We start from the raw sequence: 14172 nt of genomic DNA, 5'->3' as shown, positions 1-14172 counted from the left end.
CAAACCCGAAACAACGAGGGCCCGGCCAGCCAAGCCGGGCCCTTTTTGTTTCAGCCAACAACACCCGCGCTGGCGAGCACAGAAAGCGTCAGCACGTCCGGCGTCAGCGCAGTCATCGGCGCGATCTGCACCGGCTTCTCCATCCCGATCAGCATCGGACCGACGGTCGTGTTCGCGCCCAGTTCGCGCAGCATTTTGGCTGAGAGGTTGGCCGATTGCAGGCCCGGCATGATCAGCACGTTGGCTGGCGCCGACAGGCGGCTGAAGGGATAGAGCTTCATCACCGTCGGGTTGAGCGCAGCATCGGGTGCCATCTCCCCTTCGTACTCGAAGCCAGGATCCTCCCGGTCGAGGATCGCGACGGCCTCCCTAATATTGCCGAGCCACTGGCCGGAAGGGTTTCCGAAAGTCGAATAGGACAGGAACGCAACCCGCGGCTCGTGACCCATGCGCCGCGCGACTGCGGCAGCTTCGCGCGCGATATGGGCGAGTTCCTCGGCGGTCGGCCGCTCGTTCATGGTCGTGTCGGCGAGGAAGGTCGTGTGGTTCTTGCCGATCATCATGTGGATGCCGAAAGGCAGCGCGCCCGGCTTGCGGTCGAGCACCATGTTCACCTCGCGCACGGTCTGGGCGAACGTCCGGGTAAGGCCGGAGATCATCCCGTCGCCATGGCCCAGCGCAACAAGCAGTGCGGCGAAGACGTTGCGCTCCTGATTGACCATTCGCCGCACGTCGCGCTCGGTATAGCCGCGCCGCTGAAGCCGCTGGTAGAGATAGTCGACCATGGCCGGCACATGCTCGCTGTCGGCCGAATTCTGGATCTCGAAACTGCCGGGATCCGACACCGAAAGCTGGTGAAGCTTGTCGAGCACAGCCTTGGTCCGCCCGACGAGGATCGGCTTGCCATAGCCGAAATCGCGGAACTGGATCGCAGCGCGCAGCACGACCTCTTCTTCCGCTTCGGCGAAGACCATGCGCTTCGGGTTCTCCTTGGCCTCGTTGTACACGCCGCTCAGCACCGCGGTAGTCGGATTGAGCCGTGAGCGCAGCTTTATGCGATAGGCCTCGAAATCCTCGATGCGCGCCTGTGCGACGCCCGAATCCATCGCTGCCTTGGCAACCGCCGAGGAAACCACCTCGATCAGCCGGGGATCGAAGGGCGCGGGGATGATATAGTCGGTCCCGAACTTGTGGTTCCTGCCATAGGCGGCAGCGACTTCCTCTGGCACGCGCTCCCGGGCGAGCTTGGCGATGGCTTCGGCTGCAGCGACCTTCATTTCCTCGTTGATCGTCGTCGCCTGCACGTCGAGCGCGCCGCGGAAGATGAAAGGGAAGCCGAGCACGTTATTGACTTGGTTCGGGAAGTCGCTGCGCCCCGTCGCGATTATCGCGTCGGGGCGCACTTCCTTGGCCTCGTCAGGCATGATTTCGGGCACGGGGTTGGCCATGGCGAAGATGATTGGCTTGTCGGCCATCTTCTTCACCCATTCGGGTTTGAGCGCGCCCGCCGCCGACAGGCCGAGGAAGATGTCTGCACCGACCAGCGCCTCTTCGAGGTCCTTAGCATCGGTCGCGGTCGCGTGCGCGCTCTTCCATTGGTCGACATTGTCGCGATCGGGCGTGATCGGTCCGGAGCGGTCGCACATGATGACGTTCAGCGGCGACACGCCCATCGCCTTGATGAGAGCGGTGCAGGCGATGGCCGCCGCGCCCGCGCCGTTCACGACCACCTTCACGTCCTTGATGTCGCGATTGGTGAGGTGGCACGCATTGAGCAGGCCCGCCGCCGTGATGATCGCGGTGCCGTGCTGGTCGTCATGCATCACGGGTATGTTCATGCGCTCGCGCAGGGCGGCTTCGATGATGAAGCATTCGGGCGCCTTGATGTCCTCGAGATTGATGCCGCCGAAAGTCGGCTCCATTAGCGCCACCGCCTCGATGAACTTGTCCGGGTCCTCGGTATCGAGTTCGATGTCGATCGAATCGACGTCGGCGAACCGCTTGAACAGCACCGCCTTGCCTTCCATCACCGGCTTGGACGCGAGCGCCCCGAGATTGCCGAGGCCGAGGATCGCCGAACCGTTCGAGATCACCGCGACGAGATTGGCCTTGGCGGTGTAGCGCGCCGCCAGCTTGGGATCCTGCGCGATCGCCTCGACCGGAGCGGCGACGCCCGGCGAATAGGCGAGGCTGAGGTCGCGCTGCGAGGTCATCGGCTTGGTCGCGACGATCTCCAGCTTACCTGGCCGGATCGTCTCATGGTAGAACAGCGCCTCGCGCGTGGTGAATCCCCCCTTCGACCCACCAGTCGGTTCGTCAGCCATGCCGGTATTCCTTCAACTGCCCATGCCCTTTGCTCGACAGCCGCTTAGCCCGCCGAGGTGACAAACGATAGGCTCTTGTGGGCCGAGGCGGCGAAGGAACAGGGGAAAGCGCCACGGGGCCTCGTTCCGAATCGCCAGTGCGATGCTAGTCCGGGACCATGGCCGCAAGCACCGCCTCGAAAACCGCCGGCAAACCGACGCCGATGATGGAGCAATATCTCGCGCTCAAGGCGGAGGCGGGCGCATCGCTGCTGTTCTACCGGATGGGCGATTTCTTCGAGCTGTTCTTCGACGACGCCCGCACTGCCTCGCAGGTGCTGGACATCGCCCTGACGACCCGCGGGGAACATGCGGGCGAGCCGGTCCCGATGTGCGGCGTCCCGGTCCATTCGGCAGAAGGATATCTCGCCCGGCTGATCAAGGCGGGCTGCAAGGTCGCGATCGCCGAACAGGTCGAGACGCCAGAGGAAGCGAAGGCCAGGGCCAAGCGCGAAGGCACGCCGTCCTCGAAAGTGCTGGTGAAGCGCGACATCGTGCGCTTCGTCACCGCAGGCACCCTGACCGAGGAAGCGTTGCTCGAACCGCGCCGGGCGAACCTGCTCGCGGCGCTCGCCGAAGTGCGCGGGGCAATCGGGCTTGCCAGCTGCGACATCTCGACCGGGACCATGGTGCTGGAGGAATGCGCGCCCGAAACACTGGGCGCCGAACTCGCCCGTCTCGCGCCGAGCGAGATCGTGATTCCGGAGGACTTCGCCTTCGCGCATGAGCCGGGCCTTGAAGAAGCCGCCCTTCATCCGGCGCGCGATTTTTCTAGCGAGGCAGGCGGTGAACGGCTGCGCAAGGTCCACGAGGTCAAAACACTCGACGGTTTCGGAGATTTCAGCCGCGCCATGCTGGCGGCAGCCGGCGGGCTCATCGCCTATCTCGACCATGCCGGGCGGGGGCGATTGCCGCTGTTGCTGCCACCGGTGCGGCGCGCAGGCAATGCCGGGCTGGCGATGGACGAGGCGACGCGCACGAGTCTCGAAATCCTCGCCAGCAGCACCGGCGGGCGCAGCGGGAGCCTTGCGGCCTCGCTCGACCGCTGTTCGACCGGCGCTGGCTCGCGCCTGCTCGCCGAAGATCTGTCCGCGCCGCTGCTCGACCGGCAAGAGATCGAGGCGCGGCTGGCGCTTGTCCAGTTCTGGCTTGACCGCCCGATCGAACGCGCGCGGCTGCGCGACGGGATGCGCTCCCTGCCGGATATCGGGCGTGCGCTCGGGCGGATCGCTGCCGGTCGCGGGAGCCCGCGCGATCTCGGGCAGGTGCGCGACGGGCTGGCCGAAGCGACGCGGCTCCATGAATGGCTTGCCGCTCAAGCAGATCGCCCTGCCCTGCTTGCCCGGCTGCTCCCGGAGCTCGGCGGGCATGGGGCATTGGTCGACCTGCTTGCGCGCGCACTCGTCGCTTCACCGCCGACCGAGCGCGGCAATGGGGGCTATATCGCGGGCGGCTACGATGCCTCGCTCGACGAATTGCGCGAGGTTTCAGGGAATGCGCGCAAGGCGATCGCGGCGATGGAGGCGCGCTACCGGGAGGAGACGGGAACGCCCTCGCTCAAGATCAGGCACAATGGCGTGCTCGGCTATTTCATCGAAGTGCCCGCGCGCCATGCCGATCGCTTCATGGCGGCCGACAGCGGTTTCACCCATCGCCAGACGATGAAGGACGCGGTGCGCTTCAATTCGCTCGCCCTGCACGAGGAAGCCTCGCGCATTTCCGAGGCGGGCGGCCGGGCGCTCGCCGCCGAGGACGCGCATTTCGAGGAACTCGTCGGCGAAGTCTGCGCCGCACGCGAAGGCATCGCGCGCACGGCCGCCGCGCTCGCCCGGCTCGACGTGGCTGCGGGCAATGCCGAACGCGCAGCGGAAGGGGAATGGTGCCGTCCCGAAATCGACGAGGACCCCGCGCTCGATATCCGCGCGGGCAGGCACCCCGTGGTCGAGGCGGCGCTCGCAAAGGCGGGGGAACGCTTCGTCGCCAATGACTGCTCGCTCGCATCGCAGGACCGGCTGTGGCTGATCGGCGGGCCGAACATGGGCGGCAAGTCGACCTTCCTGCGCCAGAACGCGCTTATTGTCTTAATGGCGCAGGCGGGCTGCTTCGTCCCCGCGTCCTCTGCCCGGATCGGGTTGGTCGACCGCCTCTTCAGCCGGGTCGGCGCATCCGACAATCTCGCCCGGGGCCGGTCGACCTTCATGGTCGAGATGGTCGAGACCGCCGCTATCCTCGCTCAGGCCGGGCCGCGCAGCTTCGTGATCCTCGATGAGGTCGGGCGCGGAACTTCGACCTATGACGGGCTCGCTTTGGCATGGGCTGTGGTCGAGGCGGTGCATTCGCGGATCGGCTGCCGCTGCCTGTTCGCGACTCATTACCACGAGCTTTCGCGGCTCGCCGAAAGCTGCCCTGCGTTGTCACTTCACCATGTTCGCGCGCGCGAATGGAAGGGCGATCTCGTCCTGCTCCACGAACTCGCCGAAGGCCCGGCCGACCGTAGCTACGGGCTCGCCGTCGCCAAGCTCGCCGGAGTGCCGAAAGAGGTGGTCGCGCGGGCGAGCCAAGTGTTGGCGAAGCTCGAACAGGCCCGCACCGAGACCGGCGGGCTTGCCGCGGGCCTCGGCGAATTGCCGCTGTTCGCCGCAGCGAGCGTGCAGCCCGAACTTGGCCCGCAAGAGGCGCTGGTCGAACGGCTGCGCGAAATGGACATCGATGCGCTTTCCCCGCGCGAGGCGCTCGACATGCTCTATGAACTGAAGCGCGAAGCGGCGAATACGAAAGCTTAATCCCGCTCCTGTAAGGCGAGAAGCCATGGTCCGGACCTTGTTCGACAACAGCAGGACAGCGCTCGCTTTCGCGGCCGTAGTCGTCGTGGGCGCGGGGTTGGTCGCCGCCAATTTCGAGGGGGTGAGAGATCGCCCTGCGACCCCGCCTGACTACGAGAACGCGGCTGCCGAAATCGAAGCCGAGCCGGAAGCCGAAACCAGCATCGCCGACCTTGCCGGCTCTTCGGAAACACCGGACGGTTGGTACGATAATTCCTACGACGGTTCGGACGGCAGCGAGCCGATCGACGATGCGCAGGGATTCGATCCCAATCCCGAGCTATCGCGCGATGCGGCGAGCGAGGATTACGTCATCCTCGAAGGCGATGCGCCCGAGACGGACGCATACGCCGCTGAGGATAACCCGGCCAACTATTAGAGCGGGTAATCCCGGGCATGCGCGCAGGTCAGCTTTCCTTGCCGTCGTACTTGCCGGTATTGTCGTCGTGATTGGGTTCGCCGGCATAGGCCGAATGATCGATGCGGCCGCTGTCTTCCATGTCGCGCATCTCGTCGATCATGTCGCGTTCATTGCCCGCGACATTGTCGATGCCGGGTGACGGGGCCTTGCGGCTTTCGGTGGCCCCGGGCTCGCCGCTCTCCTCGGACTGCGCTTCGCTGGCGACTTCCTGCGCCTGCTGGCGGTGATCGTCCTGCTCGTCATTGTGCGTCTCGGGCGCGAGGCCCGACTGGCGCTCTTCCTGGCTGACGGGGTTCTTACGTTCGGTCATGCAAAATCTCCTTTGCATAACCAACGGTTAGGCCCGGTCCGATGTTCCTTGGCGTCCCACCGGCTCAACGCGTGGGGACGGGCGCCTCGCCGCTGTAATCGTAAAAGCCGCGCCCGGTCTTGCGCCCCAGCCAGCCGGCCTCGACATATTTCACCAGCAGCGGCGCGGGCCGATACTTGCTGTCCCGGGTCGTCTTGTAGAGCACCTTGATGATATCGAGGCAGGTATCGAGCCCGACGAAATCCGCGAGTTGCAGCGGCCCCATCGGATGGTTGAGGCCGAGCCGGCAGCCCTTGTCGATATCCTCGATCCCCGCGGTCGACTGGCCGAGCACGAAAACCGCCTCGTTGATCATCGGCAGCAGGATGCGATTGACGACGAAGCCGGGTTCATCCTGCGACAGCACGACTTCCTTGCCCAACCCGCGGGCGAAGGCGGTGACGGCATCGGTCGTCTCCTGCGAGGTGGCGAGGCCCGGAATGACCTCGATCAGCCCCATCACGGGCACGGGATTGAAGAAATGCAGGCCGATGAAGCGCGCAGGATCGGGCGAGTGATTGGCCATGCGGGTGATCGGGATCGAGCTTGTGTTGCTAGCCATGATCGCCGTCTTGCCGAGCACCTTGCTCGCATTTTCGAAGATCGCCTGCTTGATCTCTTCCTTCTCGGTCGCCGCCTCGATGATGAGGTCGGCACCCTCCATCGGCGCGTAATCGGGAACCGGCGTGATGCGGGAGAGCAGCGCCTCGGCCTCGTCCGCCTCGAGCTTGCCGCGTCCGACCAGCTTCGTCACGGCGTTTTCGATATTGGCCTTGCCCGCCTCTGCCCGTTCAAGGTTCACATCGGCAAGCATGACCTTCATTCCGTGCCGGGCGACGGTCTGGGCGATCCCGGTGCCCATCTGCCCGGCCCCGATGACGGCGATATTGCGCATGATAATTCCTTCGCAAGTGCAGCATTCCAGTTGCCGCACCCGTTAGCGCGCGCCGCGGGCAAAGGCCAGCGGATAGCTACCGGTTCGCGCCGGGGACCCAGTTGACGTCGGAAGCGCCGTCTTCGTTGAGCACCCGCGCAAGGACGAAGAGCAGGTCGGAAAGGCGATTGATGTACGCGCTGGCGGCCGGGTTGACCGGGCTTTCGCCGGCAAGCGCTGTCATTGCCCGTTCGGCCGCGCGGGTCGTCGCGCGGGCGACATGGACGCGAGCAGCCGCCTCGCTTCCGCCAGGAAGGACGAAGCTGGTGAGCGGTTCGAGCCGTTCGTTAAGGGCATCGATCTGCGCCTCGATCCATTCGGCCTGCGCCGGAACCATGCGCAGGACCATTTCCGACGGCGCGAAATCCCTGTCGACGGCAGGGGTCGCAAGATCGGCGCCGAGGTCGAACAGGTCGTTCTGGACCCGTGTCAGCAGCGCGCGATGTCCCTTATCGGCAATCGCAGAGATCGCGAGCCCGATCGCGCTGTTTGCCTCGTCGACCATGCCGATCGCCTCGATCCGCACGGAATGTTTGGGAATGCGCGAACCGTCGACAAGGCCGGTAGTGCCGTCGTCGCCGGTGCGGGTGTAGATGCGGTTGAGCTTGACCATGGGCGCAGGCTCTATGCGCTTGCAGCGCGTGCGTCTAGCGCGCGACCGCGAGGATGATCGCGACGACGACGATCGCCAGCGCCTGATACTTGATCCGCGCGAACATTGCCTTGTTCTGGGCAAGCTGCATATCGGTCGCAGTCTCACCCTCGCCGGATTCGAGATCGATCTTGGTGGTCTTGAGGAAGGCCACGACCCCGCGGATCAGGGACACGAGGACCATGATGCACAGGATGACGAGCGCGGGGATCAGAACGTATTCCATGAGTGCAAAATGGGCCTTCTTCGTTCAGGTTCCAGATGGCAAATGCTGCAAGCGCAATTGCCGGGCAAGCATCAATCCGTCCTCGCCCGCCTCGCGCCGGTCCGAAAGCGCGGGCGAACCGCGGCGTTTCGCCAGTTTCCGGCCCTTCTCGTCGAGCAGCAGACGATGATGGTGCCAGCGCGGCACCGGCAGGTCGAGTAGCGCCTGAATCAGTCGGTGGACATGGGTGGCATGGAACAGATCGGCACCGCGCGTGACCAGCGTCGAGCCATCGGCCGCATCGTCGAGCGTGGCCGCGAGATGATAGCTCGCCGGAAGATCCTTGCGCACAATCACGACATCGCCCCCGGCGGCGGCATCCGCGACCTGTTTTCCTGCGAGTTCGTCCATCCAGAACAACTGCCCCGTGACGGCAAGCGCCTTCTCGACATCGAGACGCAGGGCCGCAGGCAAGGCAGGATCGATCGCACGGCGTTTGCACGTCCCGGGGTAGACGGGGCCTTCCGGGCCCTTACGCGTGGCAGCAGCCTCGATCTCCCGGCGCGTGCAAATGCAGGGATAGAGCAGGCCTCGCTCGCGCAGGCCCTGCGCGGCGGCGGTGTAGCTGTCGAGCCGAGTTGATTGGGCGGGCACCTCTTCCCATTCAAGCCCGAGCCATTCGAGGTCGCGGCGGAATTCATCGCCCAGTTCCGCACGCGAGCGCGGGCCGTCGATATCCTCGATCCGCAGGAGGAAACGCCCACCCGCTGCTTGCGCGAGATCGTGCGCGACGATCGCGGCGAAGGCGTGGCCGAGATGCAGCGGACCATTGGGGCTAGGGGCGAAGCGGGTAACGATTTCCACAGCATGTGCCTCCTGCCACAATCGGGCCGCGAGTCCCATCGAACCGGGCGGCGCGGGAGCGTCCCCCACAAGCTATCCACAGGCTATCGACAGCTCGCGACCGTGGATAAGCCGCCTGTCACGGCATTGACTCTTTTCCTTGCCACGGCATGCTTCGTTCAATCAGGGAGGAACGCCTGGCGTGTTCAAGGCCGAACTGATCGAAGGAGCTGCTCGTTTCCGGAGCAGCGGCGATGACCCGACGCGCAACCTGTCGGCGTGCCCCGCGCTCGTGCTCAACGCGGACTACACCCCCCTTTCCTACTACCCGCTCAGCGTGTGGCCTTGGCAGACCGCGATCAAGGCGGTGTTCCTCGACCGGGTCGATATCGTCGCGAGCTATGATCGCGAAGTTCACTCGCCCAGCCTCGACATGAAGATCCCGAGCGTGATCGCGCTGCGCCAATACGTGAAGCAGAGCGAGTTTCCCGCCTTCACCCGCTTTAACGTGTTCCTGCGCGACCGCTTCCAGTGCCAGTATTGCGGCAGCGGCGATCACCTTACCTTCGACCATGTCATCCCGCGCCGTCTGGGCGGCAAGACGACTTGGGAGAACATCATCACCGCCTGCGCACCCTGCAACATGAAGAAGGGCGGGCGTACGCCGAAACAGGCGGCGATGCCGGTGCGCATGAAACCGATCCGCCCGACAAGCTGGCAATTGCAGCAGCACGGCAAGCTGTTCCCGCCCAACTACCTCCACGAGACGTGGCGCGACTGGCTCTATTGGGACATCGAGCTGGAGGCGTGAACCGCCGCCCGCTTTCCTACTTCGCACCGCCGCGCTAGCTTCGCGCCCCGTGAGGTTCGCGCTTCGCCGGGACTGCTGGCACCGTCGCGGGTCGAATTGCCCGTTTGCGCCGACTGGGGGCGGATGAACTACGTCAACCAACCCGCGACTCGAAGGTTCAGGTGACAGCAGCGCGCCGGTTGAATTCATCGCGGCGCCATTCTTCCCCGGTCAGCACCTCTGCAAGGTGCCGCGCTGCCTCCGAGATATCGGCGAAGCGCAGATAGGCCGGCGCGAAACCGAGCCGCAGGATGTCGGGCGCGCGAAAATCGCCGATCACGCCGCGCGCGATCAGCGCCTGGCAGATCGGGTATGCCTGTTCGTGCCGGAAGGAGAGCTGGCTGCCTCTTGCGAGGCTATCGGAAGGGCTGACGAGATCGAGCGCGATCCCGCTTTCGGCAAGGCTTTTGAGGAAAAACCCGGACAGCGCGCGCGACTTTGCATGGAGCCGCTCGACACCGATTTCCGCAATCAGATCGACCCCGACCTCGAGCGCGGTCAGGCCGAGCACCGGCGAAGTGCCGCACAGCAATTGCTCGACGCCCGGCGCGGCTTCGTAGTCGTCGAAAAAGTCGAACGGAGCGGCGTGGCCGAACCAGCCGGTAAGCGGCTGTGCGAGGTCTGCATGGTGTCGCTCGGCGACATAGGCGAAGGCCGGGGCGCCCGGACCTCCGCACAGGTATTTGTAGCCGCAGCCGACCGCGAAATCAGCATTCACCCCGCCGAGGTCGACCGGGACGGCCCCCGTGGAATGAGACAGGTCCCAGAGCACCAGCGCGCCGGCCTGGTGCGCCGCCTTCGTCAACGCCCGCATGTCGTGCAACGCGCCGGTCTTGTAGTGGACGTGGGTCAGCATCAGCAGCGCAACGTCCTCATCGAGCGTCCCGGCCAGTTCCTCGCGCGAAGCAAGGCGCCGCACCGCCAGCCCCTGCCGTTCGAGGCCTGCGACCATGTAGAGATCGGTCGGAAAATTGCCTGGTTCGGACAGCACCACCTTGCGCCCCGGCCTCATGTCGAGAGCGGCTGAGATCAGCTTGAACAGGTTAACGCTGGTCGAATCGCAGGCGATCACCTCGCTCGGCGCGGCCCCGATCAGGGGAGCGATCTTGCCTCCGATCCGCTGCGCCATATCGAACCATCCCGCGTCGTTCCAGCTGCGAATGAGCCCTTTGCCCCATTCCTCGCGCACCGCCCGCTCCATCGCCGGCATGGTGGCGCGCGGCAGGGCTCCGAGCGAATTGCCGTCGAGATAGATCACGCGCTCGGGCAGGTCGAAGCGATCGATGAAGGGCGCGAGCGGATCGGCCGCATCCAGCTCCCGGGTGCGCTCGGCGAGGCTCATGCGAGGTCCCTCAGAACTGCGCGCACGGGCGACGCATCGCCCCCCGCGATCGGCAGCGGCAGGGCGATGAGTTCGTAACGGCCCGGTTCTACGTGATCGAGCACCAGCCCCTCGAGCACGCGTATGTCGTGTTTCAGAACCGCCTTGTGGGCCAGCATGTCCTTCGAATCCTGCGGATCGATCGACGGTCCGTCGATCCCGACCAGCTTCACGCCCTCCCCCGCAAGCCATTCGATCGTCTGGGCCGCGATGGCGGTGGTTTCGCCGACCCATGCCTCATGCGGAAATGCGACGAAGGTCCGCAGGAGGACACGCCGGGCACCATCGAGAGGCGGAAGGTCGCCCACCCCGACCAGCGGCCCGGAACCGCGCACATCGACGACCAGGCACTCGCCGAGATAGGGAGCGAGATGGACAGATGCGATGTCCGGCGCGTCGGCGGAATAATGCAGCGGAGCATCGGCATGTGCGCCCGAATGGGTGGAGAGGGTGAGCGCGGACACGTTGACAGGCGAGCCCTGTTCCATCTGCCAGGTGCGCGACTGGGTGAACGGCGTGTCGCCGGGCCAGACCGGCAGGCCCGGATGGAGGCGCTGCGAGATGTCGCGGATGCGGCGGGTCATATCGCGGTCCTCACACTCAGCAATTCGGGGAAGAAGGCCTGCTTCAGCACGCCCTCCAGATAGGGCACGCCCGGGGTTCCTCCGGTCCCGCGCTTGAAGCCGATGACCCGCTCGACCGTTTTCAAATGGCCAAAGCGCCATCGCTGGAAATGGTATTCGAGATCGACCAGCTTTTCGGCCAGTTCGTAAAGGTCCCATGCGGCAAGCGGGTCGCGGTAGATTTCCGCCCAGGCCGCCTCGACGCTTTGGTCGTGTTTCCATTCCGCACCGACTTCTCGCTCCAGCACCGTGGGGTCGATCGCGAATCCGCGCCGGGCCAGTAGCTGGACGGCGGCATCGTAGAGGCTCGCCCGCCGGGTCTCGGCTTCCAGCCGCTCCGCCCAGTCCTCATTGCCGCGATGCAGCCGGACATGCTTAGCATCGCGCCCGCCGAGCATGAATTCCATCATTCGATACTGCGCCGACTGGAACCCGCTGGAAGAGGCCAGATGCGGGCGGATGCGCGAATAGTCGTGCGGAGTCATGGTGCTGAGCACGTCCCAGCTCTGGATGAGCTGCTGCTGCGCGCGCGCGACGCGCGCGAGCATCTTGAAGGCCGGCCGCAATTCGTCGGCCTCGATCCGTTCGCGCGCCTCGGTCAGTTCGTGCAGGCACAGCTTCAGCCAGAGCTCGCTCGCCTGGTGAACGATGATGAACAGCATCTCGTCATGCGCGTCCGAAGCGGGATGCTGCGCAGCGAGAATGCGGTCGAGATCGAGATAGCTCGAATAGGTGACGTCACGGCTCATGTCCCTGCCCCTATCGCAAGGGCGCGGGCGAGGAAACTAGCCCTCGATCACGCGGGTTTCGGGATGATGCTTGTCGAGATGCTTGCGCAGGATCTTTAAGTTGCGCGTGTTCGACCGGAAGAAGAAGTCCGCCGCATCGCCGACAAGCGGTACGATGCCGAGCATCGCGTCGAACGCGACATTGGCGCCCATCCGGGTGAGCTGCCACTTCGACAGGCCGAGATTGCGCGCCTCCCAAACGATATAGGCGCCGAGCGCGGTCGTAATGATGTCGCCGAGAATGGGCACGAGGCCGATCAGGCCGTCGAGCCCGATCGGCACTTTCACGCCGGGAATGCGAAGGCTGCGTTCAAGCAGGAATTCAAGCGCTTCGACGCGCTGGCGGATCGAAGCGGGATCGGTCCCGGTCGGCAGGGACATAGCCATCGGACGGGCTTTCATCGTCTCGTACGGGTTGTTTTCCATGGATCTTATGTGGTGGACTGCGTCAACGGGAACAAGGGGTGCAGCCCCCATTGGTTCGCCGTGTAGGGTCCGACCGCGCCCCGCACGAGCGACCATCGCACCGGTGGCCCGAGCGGGATGAATATCTCGGCATCGACCAATGCCTGATGCGCCTCGACCAGGCGCTGGCGCTTTTCGGCAGGATCGCGCAGCGCGAGCGCCTGCCGGACCAGCTCGTCCGCCTCGGATACGCAAAGGCCGAGATCGAGCTCGCAATTGAACTGGTTGAGGAACCAGCGCGGCGACGAGTAACGCGCCAGCCGGTCGCGGAGTTGAAGATCGGCCTCCTCTCCTGGTGCGGCACGCACCGTCCTTATCCCGATCGCTTCCCAGGCCCGCCCGATCGCCCGCAGCAGAAGCGCGCTGCCCGGGCCAGGCGGCAGGTCGATGCGAAGAACCGGTTCCTCGCCGGTCTCGGCCGCCCACTCGGCGATCCGGGCGGCAGCGATCCGGCGACGCTGCTCCGTATCGAGGTCGGGCCAGCGACTCGCCGGATAGGGCGCAGGTGCCTCGAACAAAGAAGGCGGCACGATCCATTCGGTTGGCTGCCATCCGCCAAGGCCGAAAGGCTGAATAAGCGCCGCGCGGTCGAGCGCCATCGACAGCGCTTCCCGCCGCTCCGGTTCGGCCAGCAGGCCGGTATCGGATAGCACGAGCAGACCGAACAGGCCGAGCGCCGGGTCGACCTGGATCGTCCCGCGCGAAAGCGGGCCAAGTTCGGCCAGCGGGAAGGTCGTGAGCTTGCCATTGAGAACGAGGTCGACCTCGCCGGCCGAGAACGCTTCGACTGCAGCCTCCGCCGACAATGCACGCAGGGTAAGGGGCCGAGCGAAGTCCTCCCAATTTTCGCGCGCCGGCAGCCCGCGATCCTCCGGCGGAAGCGCGCTCAACCGGACGAGCGCTTCGTCCTCGTCGCGCGACATGATCATCGGGCCGGTCCCGCTCCCCGCCCTGACAAGACCGAGCTCGGGCTGGGCCAGCAGGCGCAGGAATTCGGGCATGGGGCTCGACAGGCGCAGTTCGATAACGCGCCCGGTCATCGCTCTCACATCGGTGATCTTGGCAAGATCGAGACCAAGCGACGTTCCTTCGAGCTCGCGCAGGCGATTGCGCAGGATGCGACGAATATCGGCGGCGGTGATCGGGTCCCCGTCGGGCCAGTTCGAATCCCGCAGGCGGAAGATGTAGCTTAAGCCATCGTCGGTGACGATCCAGCGTTCGGCGATTGCCGGAATCACCTGCCCCGTCGAATCGAGCGAGACGAGGCCCTCGGCAGTGGCGGCCCGCAGATGCTGCGCCGCCGGGGAGAGGCGAACGCCCTCGTCGAACAGCTCCTCGCCGTTACCGATGATGGCGACGTCGATAGGGCCGGTGTCGCGTGCCGGCCCGCAGGCGAGCGTGGCAAGCGAAAGCGAGAGGCAGAGGAGGAATCGCATCGGGCGAGGTGTTAGCACCCTGCCCACTCGGTTCCAGCGC

General features: G+C 65.4%; 14 protein-coding genes. 3 read left to right on the top strand and 11 right to left on the bottom strand.

Annotated features, from left to right (window positions below; translation table 11 throughout):
- Window positions 1-50 precede the first annotated feature (50 nt).
- Entirely contained in the window at window positions 51-2324 is a 2274-nt protein-coding gene (locus tag Ga0102493_RS01370; protein ID WP_034905626.1) for an NADP-dependent malic enzyme, read from the bottom strand.
- Window positions 2325-2482: 158 nt separating this feature from the next.
- Between Ga0102493_RS01370 and mutS the strand changes: the two genes are divergently transcribed.
- A complete protein-coding gene (gene mutS, locus Ga0102493_RS01365; RefSeq protein ID WP_472311529.1) occupies window positions 2483-5146 on the top strand; it encodes a DNA mismatch repair protein MutS in 2664 nt (887 codons plus the stop codon).
- Window positions 5147-5171: 25 nt separating this feature from the next.
- Window positions 5172-5564, top strand: a complete 393-nt coding sequence (locus tag Ga0102493_RS01360; protein WP_034905627.1) for a hypothetical protein — start codon at window positions 5172-5174, stop codon at window positions 5562-5564.
- Window positions 5565-5592: 28 nt separating this feature from the next.
- On the opposite strand, the gene Ga0102493_RS01355 is transcribed toward Ga0102493_RS01360, so the two are convergent.
- The 5 genes from Ga0102493_RS01355 to gluQRS all read right to left on the bottom strand — a co-directional run bounded on the left by Ga0102493_RS01355 (window position 5593) and on the right by gluQRS (window position 8610).
- Complete coding sequence (locus Ga0102493_RS01355) at window positions 5593-5916, bottom strand: hypothetical protein (RefSeq protein ID WP_034905629.1); 324 nt, start codon at window positions 5914-5916, stop codon at window positions 5593-5595.
- A gap of 64 nt (window positions 5917-5980) precedes the next feature.
- Entirely contained in the window at window positions 5981-6850 is an 870-nt protein-coding gene (locus Ga0102493_RS01350; protein WP_034905631.1) for a 3-hydroxyacyl-CoA dehydrogenase NAD-binding domain-containing protein, read from the bottom strand.
- Window positions 6851-6926: 76 nt separating this feature from the next.
- The gene (locus tag Ga0102493_RS01345) at window positions 6927-7502 is read right to left on the bottom strand and encodes a cob(I)yrinic acid a,c-diamide adenosyltransferase (RefSeq protein WP_034905633.1); all 576 of its coding nucleotides are present in this window, start codon (window positions 7500-7502) and stop codon (window positions 6927-6929) included.
- 34 nt (window positions 7503-7536) lie between these two features.
- Window positions 7537-7767, bottom strand: coding sequence for a hypothetical protein (locus tag Ga0102493_RS01340; protein WP_034905634.1), 231 nt, complete (start codon window positions 7765-7767; stop codon window positions 7537-7539).
- A gap of 24 nt (window positions 7768-7791) precedes the next feature.
- A complete protein-coding gene (gene gluQRS, locus Ga0102493_RS01335) occupies window positions 7792-8610 on the bottom strand; it encodes a tRNA glutamyl-Q(34) synthetase GluQRS (protein WP_236922270.1) in 819 nt (272 codons plus the stop codon).
- Window positions 8611-8791: 181 nt separating this feature from the next.
- Here gluQRS and Ga0102493_RS01330 point away from each other — a divergent pair, with 181 nt between their 5' ends.
- Window positions 8792-9400, top strand: coding sequence for an HNH endonuclease (locus Ga0102493_RS01330; protein WP_034905636.1), 609 nt, complete (start codon window positions 8792-8794; stop codon window positions 9398-9400).
- 157 nt (window positions 9401-9557) lie between these two features.
- Here the strand turns inward: Ga0102493_RS01330 and kynU are convergent, their stop codons facing one another.
- From kynU to Ga0102493_RS01305, 5 genes are read right to left on the bottom strand one after another with little or no spacing between them, the layout of a single operon-like run.
- Window positions 9558-10781: a kynureninase gene (kynU, locus tag Ga0102493_RS01325; protein WP_034905638.1), complete on the bottom strand. Its 1224-nt coding sequence runs from the start codon at window positions 10779-10781 to the stop codon at window positions 9558-9560.
- Window positions 10778-11404 carry an arylformamidase gene (gene kynB / locus Ga0102493_RS01320; protein ID WP_034905640.1) on the bottom strand — a complete coding sequence of 209 codons (627 nt, stop codon included), beginning with the start codon at window positions 11402-11404 and terminating at the stop codon, window positions 10778-10780. The genes kynU and kynB overlap by 4 nt, the downstream gene beginning before the upstream one ends.
- Entirely contained in the window at window positions 11401-12192 is a 792-nt protein-coding gene (locus tag Ga0102493_RS01315; RefSeq protein WP_034905642.1) for a tryptophan 2,3-dioxygenase, read from the bottom strand. The genes kynB and Ga0102493_RS01315 overlap by 4 nt, the downstream gene beginning before the upstream one ends.
- Before the next feature lie 36 nt (window positions 12193-12228).
- Entirely contained in the window at window positions 12229-12618 is a 390-nt protein-coding gene (locus Ga0102493_RS01310) for a DUF4112 domain-containing protein (protein WP_150132383.1), read from the bottom strand.
- 44 nt (window positions 12619-12662) lie between these two features.
- Complete coding sequence (locus Ga0102493_RS01305; protein WP_034905644.1) at window positions 12663-14132, bottom strand: ABC transporter substrate-binding protein; 1470 nt, start codon at window positions 14130-14132, stop codon at window positions 12663-12665.
- Window positions 14133-14172: the final 40 nt, after the last annotated feature.

It is taken from the genome of Erythrobacter litoralis, assembly GCF_001719165.1.
Classification (GTDB): domain Bacteria; phylum Pseudomonadota; class Alphaproteobacteria; order Sphingomonadales; family Sphingomonadaceae; genus Erythrobacter; species Erythrobacter litoralis.
The sequence above is the reverse complement of the archived record's forward strand: the minus strand, read 5'-3'. Positions and strand labels throughout refer to the sequence as shown.

What these genes read in the sequence shown, in the direction of transcription:
- kynU (WP_034905638.1), bottom strand. Translation starts at nt 10,781, where the DNA reads ATGAGCCTCGCCGAGCGCACCCGGGAGCTGGATGCGGCCGATCCGCTC.
- Ga0102493_RS01355 (WP_034905629.1), bottom strand. Translation starts at nt 5,916, where the DNA reads ATGACCGAACGTAAGAACCCCGTCAGCCAGGAAGAGCGCCAGTCGGGC.
- Ga0102493_RS01350 (WP_034905631.1), bottom strand. Translation starts at nt 6,850, where the DNA reads ATGCGCAATATCGCCGTCATCGGGGCCGGGCAGATGGGCACCGGGATC.
- Ga0102493_RS01345 (WP_034905633.1), bottom strand. Translation starts at nt 7,502, where the DNA reads ATGGTCAAGCTCAACCGCATCTACACCCGCACCGGCGACGACGGCACT.
- Ga0102493_RS01370 (WP_034905626.1), bottom strand. Translation starts at nt 2,324, where the DNA reads ATGGCTGACGAACCGACTGGTGGGTCGAAGGGGGGATTCACCACGCGC.
- Ga0102493_RS01315 (WP_034905642.1), bottom strand. Translation starts at nt 12,192, where the DNA reads ATGAGCCGTGACGTCACCTATTCGAGCTATCTCGATCTCGACCGCATT.
- Ga0102493_RS01360 (WP_034905627.1), top strand. Translation starts at nt 5,172, where the DNA reads ATGGTCCGGACCTTGTTCGACAACAGCAGGACAGCGCTCGCTTTCGCG.
- Ga0102493_RS01305 (WP_034905644.1), bottom strand. Translation starts at nt 14,132, where the DNA reads ATGCGATTCCTCCTCTGCCTCTCGCTTTCGCTTGCCACGCTCGCCTGC.
- mutS (WP_472311529.1), top strand. Translation starts at nt 2,483, where the DNA reads ATGGCCGCAAGCACCGCCTCGAAAACCGCCGGCAAACCGACGCCGATG.
- Ga0102493_RS01340 (WP_034905634.1), bottom strand. Translation starts at nt 7,767, where the DNA reads ATGGAATACGTTCTGATCCCCGCGCTCGTCATCCTGTGCATCATGGTC.
- Ga0102493_RS01310 (WP_150132383.1), bottom strand. Translation starts at nt 12,618, where the DNA reads ATGGCTATGTCCCTGCCGACCGGGACCGATCCCGCTTCGATCCGCCAG.
- kynB (WP_034905640.1), bottom strand. Translation starts at nt 11,404, where the DNA reads ATGACCCGCCGCATCCGCGACATCTCGCAGCGCCTCCATCCGGGCCTG.